Genomic DNA, 12,596 nt, shown 5'->3' with positions numbered 1-12,596 from the left:
TACGGGGCTTAGAGTGGAAAACCTCTTTTAGCAGCTAAAAAAGCTAAAGGAGGTTTTCTTATGTTGCCTGATTTTTCCTTGAAAGAGATTGAACTGTTAAAACTTTTTCAAGCTTTAGGACCAGCAGGGCAAAAGGAGTGTCTTGAATATATAAAATATCTTTTAACCAGGCAGTATAAAAGAGAGTTGATGGTGGCTATATTTAATAACAACCTGCTGCAAAACCTTTTAAGAAGGCTTTTATACATAGTGGAAAAAGATGATTTTGATATTATGCAGGCTCATAAAAGGATGATGCAAATAAAAGAGCTTTATTACGGCATATTTGAGGAGATTCATGCCCGCTACAGTGAACTGATAGACGACCTGGATACCAGTGAAATAGTCAGGGAATTTGGGCAAAATAATTTTGGTAATGTAGAAGATGCGTTTACTTCTGGAGATGCCAACAGGATAAGATATGAAGTTATTGAGTTATTTCAGCAATATGAAAAATTTGCGAAGAAAAAAGACAACCGGCATGTAATTGCAGTATAATTTATTTTATGAAATATGAAATGAAGGCGGGATGAAGATGAAGCTTAAATTTTTAGGAGCAGCTAAAACGGTTACCGGTGCTTTTTTTCTTATTGATGCTAAAGATACCCGCTTTGCTGTTGATTGTGGACTATTTCAGGGTAGTAAGGAAATTAAGGAACGCAACTACGGAGAATTTTTGGTTCCTCCGGAAAAGGTTGACTTTTTGATCCTGACTCATGCTCATATTGATCATATTGGTTTGGTACCCAAGTTTTGCAAAAAAGGTTTTAAAGGTCCCATATACTGCAGCCATGCTACCAAAAAGCTTGCCGAAATACTCCTGCCTGATTCAGCCCATATACAGGAAATGGAAGTGGAAAGAAAAAATCGCAAATATAAAAGAGCGGGCAAACCTCTGCTGGAGCCTATATATAGAGTAGATGATGCTTTAAAATGCCTGGAACAATTTGTTACCCTTAATATGGATGAAATAATACCTCTGCATGACAGTGTGGAAATAAGGCTACGTGATGCAGGGCATATATTAGGGTCCAATATAGTTGAATTATGGATTAAAGAAGATCATCATAAGGTAAAACTTGTTTTCTCAGGAGATTTAGGACAGCCTAATCAGCCTATAATAAAAGATCCAGCAGTTATTGAAAGTGCTGATTACCTGATACTTGAGTCTACCTATGGCAATAGGATCCATGAAGGAGTGGAAAAAAGGAAAGAACAGCTAAAAGAGATTATTGATAAAACTATGCGCAAGGGAGGAAATCTGATAATTCCTTCCTTTGCTGTAGAGCGTACACAGGATCTATTGTATGACTTGAATCATCTTTATCATCAGGGATTGCTTAATCCTAACATTAAGATTTATGTTGACAGCCCCCTGGCAGTGGCAGCTACCCAGATTTTCCAGGAAAATACCGAATACTATGATTATGAAACCAGAAGGCTGGTGGCTGAAGGCAAACATCCGCTAAAACTTCCTAATCTCAAATTTTCGGTTACCCAGGAAGATTCAGTAGCTTTGAACCATATAGACGGAGGAGCTATTATAATATCAGCAAGCGGCATGTGTGATGCAGGACGCATAAAACACCATTTGAAACATAATCTGTGGAGGCCGGAGTCTACCATACTGTTTGTTGGTTATCAAGCAGAAGGAACTTTGGGACGCAGAATACTGGAAGGGGAAAAGGCAGTAAAAATACACGGGGAAGAGATAGCAGTTAAAGCTGAAATAGCTCGTATTGAAGCCTATTCTGCCCATGCAGATAAAGAAGGTTTAATTTCCTGGCTCAAGTCTTTTGTTTCCCTGCCTAAAGAAATATTTTTGGTACATGGAGAAGAAGAAGCCCAATTAACCTTAGCCCAAATCATTAGAGATGAGCTTGGAATACCTGTTTATATACCGGAATGGCAGGAAGAGGTAGAACTGCCTCGCGAGCAGGAGAAAGCAGCTTCTTCTTCAGGCATTGATAATCATAATATTAGAAAAGCTCTGGAAGCAGAAGAGTTATATATTGACACTATGCGTAAGCTGCATGATAAGTTTAGAAATTGCTGGACAAATGGCAGCTATGATGAAATAATAAGTCATTTAGAAAAGATAAAGCAGGTTTTGCAATGATGAATTTCCGACATAGACCTGGTTCCCATTAATAAATCGGCATTTTGGTTAGTCAAGCCTATATTTAATGCAAAATGTTCATTTTTTTAAATTTTTAGCAGGTTCAGTTCTTTAATCTTTTTAAAATTAAAATATTGGATGTTTGTTGGCAGGGGAGTCAGGGTGATATAATCATCTTACTTCGTGTGATGGGAGCCAGAGATAACTATGGATAAATGTGCTTCATTGGAAATGATGCGTTGGGGTTATGCCTGTATTCCGGGGGTTATTTTTTCTTATTCTAAAGAACTGGATTTAGACATGGAAGATATTGGTGTGTTATCGGCAATTTTTTATGCCATTGAAAATTCCAAACCGTTATACCGTACAGGGATAACTGCAGGACAGGTACTGAATGTTTGCCCCTCTCTCAGCAAGCAGAAACTTGCTAAAAAGATAAGCCGCTTAAGCAAGATGAATTTGATAGAGATAAAAGATGACAAGGCTTCTTTTAATGATAAAGAGATATATCTGGAACCCCTCATGGCCAAAATGGAAGCTCTTATTTTAAGGGACCATCCTGAACTGTTCCCTGTAACTGAGGATGAAATTAAGCTTAAAGAAATGGAAACTCTGATAAGAAATTACGAAGAGAAGATAAAGGCTTTGGAAGCCAGGCTGGAAGAGAAAGATGCTGGTGTCTCTTTAGGCCTTGGTAATTTTAGCAATGAAGATGAAAATTACAGAAAAGTGGCAGATTTCATAGCTCGCAAGACAGGCAATCTCTTAAGTGTAAAAATGTCTAATGAGCTTAAAAAGTGGCTTAATGAGCTTTCCTTTACCCCGGAATTTTTATTGTGCATGCTGGAATTATGTTTTGAAAGAAATATTTATAATCCCCGGGAAATAACCAGGATTGCACGCGATCTTAAGGAATACAGCATAAATACTGTGGAAGGTATGGGACTTTATTTTGAAAAATATGTTGATCTGGAGAAAAATGTGGCAGCCAGGATGAAGCAGTTTGACCCGGAAATAATTGAATTCGGCAATTTTACGGGTATTGACATGACAGCAGAAGCACGCAAGCGCATCTATTATAAATGGAGATATGATTGGGGATTCAGTCATGCTATGATAATGAAGGCCGGGGAGATTATGTGCCAGCGTACCAAAAATGGAGGCCTGGAATACATAGATAGTGTTCTCAGCAACTGGCTGCGCAAGGAAATAAGGACAGTCGAAGATGCTGAAAAAGAGATACGTGATTTTAAAGCTAAAAATAAAAATGAAAAATCTTCTGCCAAAGGGGAAAAAAAATCCAGATTGGATGCGGAATATGAGATATATATTCCTCCTGCTGCCTTGGAACAGTTGAAAAGTAATGTATAATTATTAGATAGAGGAAACGGGATAATAAATCCCGTTTTTGATTTGGTGGTGATAATTTTGCTGGCCAGAAGTTATGATAAAATTCAGGAGTATTTGTATGATTTAGAAAGTGAGCGACGGGTTTTATCTGCTATGCTCCATGCCGAAGAAGCCTGTATTGAAGCTCATTCTTCCCTGGTAGCAGCCGATTTTTATTCTCCCAAACATGCTACCATATTTGAATTGGCATGCAGCCTTTATGAAAGGGAGATTAAACCTACCTATGTTGAAATACTTAAAGAGGGACATGCTTTAGGGATACTTACCAATCCCCAGGATATAGAAGAATTAAAGTATATAGCAGAACATTATATTGATGATGAAAATATCAAATACTGGATCAAAAGGGTAAAAGATAAATCGCGGCTCAGAAGATTCGAAGCTTTTTTAAGAAGAAGCTATAATATACTTTATGAAAACCCGGAAAGCGACGTGGAAGATATCCTGCTGGCAGCAGAGGAAGAGCTTACCAACCTTACTGCTTTAGATGTAGATGATAAGATTGATAGTCCGGAAGATCTTGCCAGATTAGGCTATGAGGAAGTTGAAAAAAGATTTTTGCGCTATAAGGAGATCAAGGAACTTAATAAAGGGGTATTGCCATTAGAAGGGCTTCCTACCGGGTTTTCCAGCCTTGATAACATAACACTTGGCTATAAACCTGGAGATCTGGTTATATTGGGAGCGCAAACCGGACATGGGAAAACAGCATTTGCTTTACATACCGCCAAAGCGGTAGCTGTTGATGCGGGGAAAAAAGTGCTTTACCTCAATACAGAGATGAGCAGGGTACAGATAGCTTTGCGCTGGGGTTCCATTTTATCCGGGATTGAGCATGAGCGCATACGTAAAGGGGATATAAATGAAACCGAATTATCAATTGTTTTTAATGCCTATTCTAAACTGAGAGACAGCGGTTTTTATTCTTATCCCTGCCCCAATCTTACTCCGGAAAAAACTGTTTCCATAGCCCGTAAATTTAAAGCTCAGAAAAATATTGATATGATGATAATAGACTACGTGGGAAGAATGGAAAAATATGATCCGAGGCTTTCTGAATGGCAGATACTTGAACAAATTGTAAAGACCCAGAAGGTTTTAGCACAGAATTTGCAAATTGTGGTCATGTGTCTGGTACAGCTTAATCCTGATGGTACCCTGCAGGGAGCCAAGCGCATGAAAAATGAATGTGATTTGATGCTGAGGCTAAGTCCTATTCCAAAGGAAGAACTGGCAGAAAATGAGGAGTTAAAAAAATATCTTAACCCTAATTATTATATTTCTATTGAGAAAAACCGCGATGGAAGAAGCGGAGTCCTTCTGCCCATACAGTTTGATTTAAAGAGACAGATTATGAAGGATGCAGAAAGGATACAGCTATGAACCAGAAGGAACGGGATAGGATAAAAAAAATATATGATGAAACGGCTACCCTTATTGTAGATTTGGCCTTAAAGCAGAATTTGAGCGATGAAGAAATGTATTTTCTGTTGAATTTGCTGGAACTTATTATTATAGACAAAAAAAGTTTGCCTTTAACCGAGGTCTTATATTTATGGCTTAAAAGAGATAAAGATGGTTTATTGGATGAAGAGATAAAAAAACTGCTGCTTGCTGCTGATCTTAAGGATGAGGATTCATTAAAAGAAATGGTTGATAATATACGAACACTACTGGCAAAATATGAAAAAGGCTTTGAATTAGGAGGTTAGAGAATATGGGTGAATATTGGATAGAGGAAAAGCATACTGATGGATATAAGGTGGGCTGGAAAATAACCAGAATATTGAATGAAGAAAAAACACCTTTTCAGGAATTGGCTGTGGTAGAAACCCTGGAATGGGGGAAGGCGCTGGTTTTGGATGGAGCGGTACAGATTACGGAAAAAGACGAGTTTATATATCATGAAATGATAGTCCATCCGGTAATGTATACTCATCCCCATCCGGAAAAAGTCCTTATCATAGGTGGAGGGGACGGTGGAACCTTAAGGGAGGTATTGAAACATAAAGAAGTAAAGAGGGTAGATATGGTAGAGATAGATGAAAGGGTGGTAGAAAACAGCAAAATATATTTCCCGGAAGTGGCATGTGCTTTTGAGCATCCTAAAGCAAGGCTTTTCATTGAAGACGGAATAAAGTATGTAAAAGAAACCGATGAAAAATATGACATAATCATCGTTGATTCTTCAGACCCGGTGGGGCCTGCAGTTGAACTTTTTGGATTAGACTTTTATAAGGATGCCTATAAAGCTTTGCATGATGATGGAATGATAGTAGTACAGTCGGAGTCCCCTGTTTTCTTTAAAGAAGCCTTTTTAAAGGTGCAGCGCTACTTAAAAGAAGTATTTTTGCATAAATTTGTATATCTTACTACCTGTATGACTTATGTAAGTGGACCCTGGTCATTTACTATAGGGAGCAAAAAATATAAACCTGGCAAATTTCCTGATGACAAAAAGCTTGTTGATGGTTTAAAATATTACAATGAATCTGTTCATACCGCAGCATTTGCCTTACCTAATTTTATAAGGGAAATGCTGTAGCAGTATGGTAGGGTGAGAGCAGGAAGGCTATAAAAAATTAAAAAAGTTAGACGGGAGGATGGTAGAAATGATGATGAAAATGATGATGGTAGCATGTTTTATTGCGGTTATTATAGGTTTGAGCCTTTATAGCCGCAGTAAAGCTGCTACCATTAATGATTTTGTGGTGGGGGGAAGAAGTATTGGCCCCTGGATGTCGGCTTTTTCTTTTGGTACTACTTACTTTTCTGCTGTACTGCTTATCGGTTTTGCCGGAAAAGTGGGCTGGGGTTATGGATTATCAGCCTTGTGGATTGCTCTTGGCAACACGATTATAGGTACCCTTCTGGCGTGGAAAATTTTGGCTACCAGAACCAGAGAGATGAGCAGCCGCTTAAATGTACTTACGATGCCTTCCTTTCTTGAAGCCCGCTACAATTCAACCAATATGAAGATATTTGCCAGTATGATAATATTTATTTTCTTCATTCCTTATTCTGCTTCTGTTTTTATGGGATTAAGCTATCTTTTTGAACAGATTTTTCATGTACCCTACGTTGCTGCCCTGGTAATGATGACCGTATTAACCGCTGTTTACCTGGTTTTAGGCGGTTATATAGCTGTTGCTTTGGTTGATTTGGTTTTGGGACTGGTTATGCTGGCAGGGGTAATAGTAATGGTATCTTATATTTCCGGGCATGAAGCGGTGGGCGGCATTTTAAACAGCGTAAGTGCGTTAAAGGCAGTTGATCCCAGGCTTGCTGCTCCTGTTGGCCCGGGTGGGGCATTGGGACTTATTTCCCTGATTATATTGACCAGCCTTGGTACCTGGGGCATGCCCCAGATGCTGCAGAAATTTTACGGCATAAAAAATACTGAAGTAATTCCTCGTGCAACGGTAGTTTCCAGTATTTTTGCCCTGGTTATAACAGGTGGAGCATATTTTTCCGGCTCCTTAAGCCATCTGTTTTTCAAAGAGCTGCCGGTATTAAACGGCAAACCTTCACCAGACCTTTTGATGCCCAACATTATAAATCAGGCTTTGCCGGAAACGGTTGCCGTACTGATACTCCTTTTGGTTCTGGCAGCTTCTATGTCTACTTTGTCAGGTCTGGTTTTGGTTTCCAGTTCTACTGTAACAATTGATCTGGTAAAAGGAGCCCTTTTCCCGAACATAAAGGAAGAAAAAGCCATGAAGCTTATGCGCTTATTATTTGTAGTTTTTGTAGGACTTTCCTTGTGGATTGCCTTGAACCCGCCGGGAATAATACTGACTCTTATGGCCCTTTCCTGGGGAACGGTGGCCGGTGCTTTTCTGGCTCCCTATTTATATGGTCTATTCTGGGAGAGGACTACGCGTGCTGGTGCCTGGGCAGGAATGGTAACCGGAGTTTTAATATCAGTCAGCGGATATTTCATTATCAACTGGATGCCCCAGTTTATGAATAATTCATGGATAACAGCTTTACAGCAACTGGGAACTCCGTTTTTTGGAGCGCTGGCCATGTTAGTGCCGTTAATTGTGGTGCCGGCAGTAAGCCTGGTTACTCCCGAATACTCAGAAGAACATATAGCCAGGATTTATGGCAAAGAAGAACTGGCGTGGGAAAATTAATGTTTGATATAGTGGGAAAATAACACGATGGAGAAGATGTGGGAGGATATTGTATGCGTATATGGAACAGAGATGCAGAATGTATGCCGCGGGAGGAATTGGAGAAACTGCAGCTTACCCGGCTTAAGGAAACCCTGCACAGGGTTTACCAAAACTCCCCGGTTTATCGCAGAAAATTTGATGAAATAGGTTTTAGGCCGGAAGATTTTAAGAGCCTTAGTGATATAACAAAACTGCCGTTTACCGTAAAGGATGACTTCCGGGAAAATTATCCTTTCGGCATGTTTACAGTACCTATGAAGGATGTAGTGCGGATACATGCTTCCTCCGGCACTACCGGCAAACTTACGGTAGTTGGTTATACCAGAAACGACCTTGAAATTTGGGCAGAACTGGTAGCACGCATGGTTACCATGGCAGGGGTTACTGAAGAAGATGTGGCTCAGATAGCTTTTGGTTATGGACTTTTTACTGGAGCTCACGGACTGCATTATGGCCTGGAAAAGGTAGGGGCCACGGTAATACCTATTTCCGGAGGTAATTCAGAAAAACAGATAATGATAATGAAGGATTTTGGCACTACTGCCCTGGTGAGTACGCCTACTTATGCCCTTCATTTATCGGAAGTGGCCATGAAAATGGGTATAGATCCCAAAAACGACTTAAAGGTGCGGGTGGGATTGTTTGGAGGGGAAGCCTGTTCGGAAGAATACCGTAAAGAGTTAGAAGCAAGATGGGGAATGCTGGCTACTGATAATTATGGCCTGAGTGAGATAGGAGGTCCCGGCTTTTCAGGAGAATGTGAGCTTATATGTGGTCAGCATGTGGCGGAAGATTATTTTATAGTGGAAATAATCGATCCGGTGACTTTAGAACCGGTTCCTCCAGGAGAAAAAGGGGAAGTGGTAATCACTACCTTATGCCGGGAAGCTCTTCCGGTTATAAGGTACCGCACCAAAGATATAAGCTCCATCACTTATGAGCCTTGTGCATGTGGGCGCACTACTGCAAGGCTGAGCAAGATTACCGGCAGAACGGATGATATGCTTATTATAAGAGGGGTTAATGTTTTCCCGTCCCAGATCGAAAGTGTACTCATGAATATAGAAGGTTTGGAACCGCATTACCAAATAATAGTTTACAAGAAAGGCTTCCTGGATGATATTGAAATAAGGGTTGAAGTATCGGAAAATATATTTACTGACCGCTTCAGCGATCTGGAACAGATTGAGGAAAACCTGCGTCAACAGCTTTATAAGACTTTATCGCTTAATCCAAAAATAAAGCTGGTAGAGCCGCACAGCATAGAAAGAACAGCTGGCAAGGCTAAACGGGTCATAGACTTGCGCAATAATCAGGGAGGTTTGCAGGGTGAATAATTTTGTGGAAAAGAAAGCCAGAAAAGAAATTTTTAGATTAAAGCCTTATGTGCCGGGAAAACCTATTGAAGAAGTAAAAAGGGAGCTGGGTATTGAAGATATTATAAAAATGGCATCCAATGAGAATCCTCTGGGGCCTTCGCCGCTGGCAGTAGAAAAGATTAAGGAGACCCTTGATAAAATACATTTCTATCCCGACAGCAATAATTTTTATCTAAAGAAAAAACTGGCAGAATTCAACAATATCAACGAAGATTGTATTGTTATAGGGAACGGTTCTGATGAACTTTTAAAGCTTTTAGCAGAGGCTTTTTTAACTCCTGAAGATGAAGTTATTTTTGGGGATCCTTCATTTGTGGAATATGAATTTACAGCTACCATAATGGGGGCTAAATGTATTCCAGTACCCTTAAAAGATTTTCGCCATGATTTGGAAGCCATGCTGGATATGGTTACTGACCGGACTAAGATAGTATATATATGTAATCCTAATAATCCTACCGGTACTTATTCCACCCGTAAAGAAATCGAAAATTTTATGAGCAGGATAAGGGAAGATATCCTGGTAGTATTTGATGAGGCTTATTTTGAATATGTAGATGCACCTGATTATATGAGTGGGATAGAATATGTAAAAGCAGGAAGAAATGCCATTGTTTTTCGAACCTTTTCTAAAATATATGGTTTGGCTGGACTTAGAGTAGGTTATGGACTTACTACTCCTTCTATAGCCCAGGCTATCGAAAGGGTAACTGAACCGTTTAATGTAAATCTTCTGGCTCAGGTGGCTGCCGAGGCAGCTTTAGATGATAACGAGCATCTGGAAGAGAGCCGGCAGTTAAACCTGGAAGGCAAAAAGTACCTGTATTCTGAGTTTGAAAAAATGGGTTTGAAATATGTCCCAACGCAGGCTAACTTTATTTTCGTTGATACAGGCAAGGACTGCCGGGAAGTGTTTAGAAAGCTTCTGCAAATGGGGATCATAATCAGAACCGGTGATATTTTCGGATTCCCCACTTTTATAAGGGTAACCATTGGCACTCCTGAAGAAAATAAGCGGTTTATTGAAGGTTTAAAAAAAGTACTGGGAGAATAGAAGTTTTCCATGTACTGGTTGGAGAAACACTACTCTGAACCTGATGTCATAAAGGGCATTGCGGATGTTTTACAGGAAATGTTTCTTATATATAAAGCAGAGCCTGTATTTGTATGTATAGGTTCTGACCGTCATATACTTGATTGCTTTGGCCCTTTGACAGGTACCATGCTAAAAGAAATAACCCCGGGAATAATTCTTTATGGTACTCTGGATGAGCCTGTAAACTCTGGCAATATAGTTGACTGTATGAAACGAATAGAAAAAGAATATGGCAGCGGGTATGTAACGGTTGCTATTGATGCTTCATTGGGCCATATTGATGATTTAGGCATGATAAAAATAAGGGAAGGCCCCATATTGCCGGGAAAAGCCCTGGATAAAAGACTTCCCCCAGTAGGGCAGGTTGCCATAACAGGTATAGTCGGTGAAAAGCTGAGTTATAAAAATTTATCCAGCCTGAAGCCTGGAAGCATAAAGCATGTTTACCACATGGCAAGAATATTAAGCAGGGCTATAGCTTTCTGGTATACAAACCGGGGATAAATTATTTACACCGCATATAAGTTGTGGTATTATCATGCCAAATAACTTGAGAAATATGAGCCTTCTATCGTCAGATAGAAGGCTGCTTCTATGTAATACAGGGGTTAAGGGAGGAGAATAATGAAGAGATTGATGTTAGGTAATGAAGCTATTGCACGGGGGGCATATGAAGCAGGGGCTACAGTGGCAGCTGCTTATCCTGGTACTCCAAGTACAGAGATTGTAAGCAATTTTGCCAAGTTTGAAGGTGTATATGCAGAATGGGCACCTAATGAAAAAGTAGCACTGGAAGTAGGTATAGGAGCCTCCATTGGCGGTGCTCGCACACTGGTAGCCATGAAGCATGTGGGGGTTAATGTGGCTGCCGATCCTCTGTATACATTTTCCTATACCGGTGTTAATGGGGGATTAGTTCTGGTTTCTGCTGATGATCCGGGCATGCATTCTTCCCAGAATGAGCAGGATAACCGCGGATATGGACGTTTTGCCAAACTACCGGTTTTAGAGCCTTCTGACAGCCAGGAAGCCAAGGATTTTACCAGATTGGCTTTTACCTTGAGTGAAGAATTTGATACTCCGGTTATGTTAAGGGTTACTACCCGTCTTTCCCACTCCCAGACTATGGTGGAAGAAGGGGAACGGGAAATAGTTCCCCTCAAAGAATATAAGAAAAATGCAGAGAAATTTGTGATGCTTCCAGGTTATGCAAGGTTAAGGCATGTAGAAGTAGAAAAAAGAATGCTCAAATTAAAGGAATATGTTGAAAATACTCCCCTTAACCGTATTGAGTGGGGAGATACAAGCCTGGGTATTATAACCAGCGGCATTCCTTATCAGTATGTAAAAGAAGTTTTACCGGAAGCTTCGGTATTAAAACTTGGCATTACCAATCCCTTACCGGAAAAAATGATAAGAACTTTTGCCGAAAAAGTGGACAGGTTGATAGTAGTGGAAGAACTGGAACCTGTAATTGAAGAACAGGTAAAAGAAATGGGGATTAAAGTGGAAGGTAAAGAGCTGTTCTCACTGCTTGGTGAATACAGTCCGGAACTTATTGAGGAAAGAATAAAGGGGATAAAGCCATTTACCAGTGATAACATTCCCCAGGTTCCTCCTCGGCCTCCGCTTATGTGTCCTGGATGTCCCCATAGAGGAGTATTTTATACCCTGCGCAAGAAAAAGTTGGTAGTAATGGGGGATATAGGATGTTACACCCTGGGAGCCTTGAGTCCCCTGGAAGCCATGGATGCCTGTATATGTATGGGAGCCAGTATAGGCACGGCATTAGGAATAGAAAAAGCGCGGGGACGTGAATTTGCTAAAAAGACTGTAGCTGTGATTGGCGATTCTACATTTGTTCACTCAGGGATAACTGCTCTTATAGATGTTGTTTATAACAAAGGGGTTTCCACTGTCATGATACTGGATAATGATACTACTGCCATGACAGGCCATCAGGAGCATCCAGCTACTGGTCTCACCATAAAAAATGAGCCTACCTATAAACTTGATTTACCTGCTTTAGTCAGGGCAGTAGGTATAGAACATGTGAGAATAGTTGATCCTTTAAATCTTGCTGAATTAGAGCAGGCTTTAGATGAAGAACTTAACCGGGAGGCCCCTTCAGTTATAATAACCAAACGCCCGTGTGCTCTTTTGAAGAAATACAACAGGGATACCGGGATCAAATACTGTATTGACGATGAGCTTTGTACCGGATGCAAGCAGTGTGTAAGGGTAGGATGCACGGGAGTATATTTTGATGATGATGCCAAAAAAGCGCGCATAAATTTAAATACCTGTGTTGCCTGCGGCCTCTGTCCTCAAATATGTAAATTTGACGCTATCAAGATTGTGGAGGGATAAAC

At 40.3% G+C, this 12,596-nt stretch carries 11 protein-coding genes; all 11 read left to right on the top strand.

What is annotated here, in order from left to right; translation table 11 throughout:
- Positions 1 to 60: 60 nt before the first annotated feature.
- A complete protein-coding gene (locus ACZ42E_RS05520) occupies positions 61 to 537 on the top strand; it encodes a hypothetical protein (protein ID WP_464893448.1) in 477 nt (158 codons plus the stop codon).
- Positions 538 to 574: 37 nt separating this feature from the next.
- A complete protein-coding gene (locus ACZ42E_RS05515; RefSeq protein WP_464893447.1) occupies positions 575 to 2,158 on the top strand; it encodes an MBL fold metallo-hydrolase RNA specificity domain-containing protein in 1,584 nt (527 codons plus the stop codon).
- Between the two features lie 207 nt (positions 2,159 to 2,365).
- Positions 2,366 to 3,529: a DnaD domain protein gene (locus ACZ42E_RS05510; RefSeq protein WP_464893446.1), complete on the top strand. Its 1,164-nt coding sequence runs from the start codon at positions 2,366 to 2,368 to the stop codon at positions 3,527 to 3,529.
- Positions 3,530 to 3,574: 45 nt separating this feature from the next.
- Complete coding sequence (locus ACZ42E_RS05505) at positions 3,575 to 4,951, top strand: replicative DNA helicase (protein WP_464893445.1); 1,377 nt, start codon at positions 3,575 to 3,577, stop codon at positions 4,949 to 4,951.
- Complete coding sequence (locus tag ACZ42E_RS05500; RefSeq protein ID WP_464893444.1) at positions 4,948 to 5,280, top strand: hypothetical protein; 333 nt, start codon at positions 4,948 to 4,950, stop codon at positions 5,278 to 5,280. The genes ACZ42E_RS05505 and ACZ42E_RS05500 overlap by 4 nt, the downstream gene beginning before the upstream one ends.
- 5 nt (positions 5,281 to 5,285) lie before the next feature.
- Entirely contained in the window at positions 5,286 to 6,113 is an 828-nt protein-coding gene (gene speE, locus ACZ42E_RS05495; protein WP_464893443.1) for a polyamine aminopropyltransferase, read from the top strand.
- A 67-nt stretch (positions 6,114 to 6,180) separates the two neighbouring features.
- Positions 6,181 to 7,707: a sodium:solute symporter family protein gene (locus ACZ42E_RS05490; RefSeq protein ID WP_464893442.1), complete on the top strand. Its 1,527-nt coding sequence runs from the start codon at positions 6,181 to 6,183 to the stop codon at positions 7,705 to 7,707.
- Positions 7,708 to 7,760: 53 nt separating this feature from the next.
- A complete protein-coding gene (locus ACZ42E_RS05485) occupies positions 7,761 to 9,086 on the top strand; it encodes a phenylacetate--CoA ligase family protein (RefSeq protein WP_464893441.1) in 1,326 nt (441 codons plus the stop codon).
- Positions 9,079 to 10,182: a histidinol-phosphate transaminase gene (hisC, locus tag ACZ42E_RS05480; protein ID WP_464893440.1), complete on the top strand. Its 1,104-nt coding sequence runs from the start codon at positions 9,079 to 9,081 to the stop codon at positions 10,180 to 10,182. Before ACZ42E_RS05485 ends, hisC begins: the two co-directional genes overlap by 8 nt.
- A 9-nt stretch (positions 10,183 to 10,191) precedes the next feature.
- Entirely contained in the window at positions 10,192 to 10,728 is a 537-nt protein-coding gene (gene yyaC, locus ACZ42E_RS05475; protein ID WP_464893439.1) for a spore protease YyaC, read from the top strand.
- A gap of 120 nt (positions 10,729 to 10,848) precedes the next feature.
- On the top strand, positions 10,849 to 12,594 hold the full coding sequence (gene iorA / locus ACZ42E_RS05470) for an indolepyruvate ferredoxin oxidoreductase subunit alpha (protein WP_464893438.1): 1,746 nt from the start codon (positions 10,849 to 10,851) through the stop codon (positions 12,592 to 12,594).
- The last annotated feature ends 2 nt before the right edge of the window (positions 12,595 to 12,596 follow it).

It is taken from the genome of Thermosyntropha tengcongensis (genome assembly GCF_055381335.1).
The sequence above is the reverse complement of the archived record's forward strand: the minus strand, read 5'-3'. Positions and strand labels throughout refer to the sequence as shown.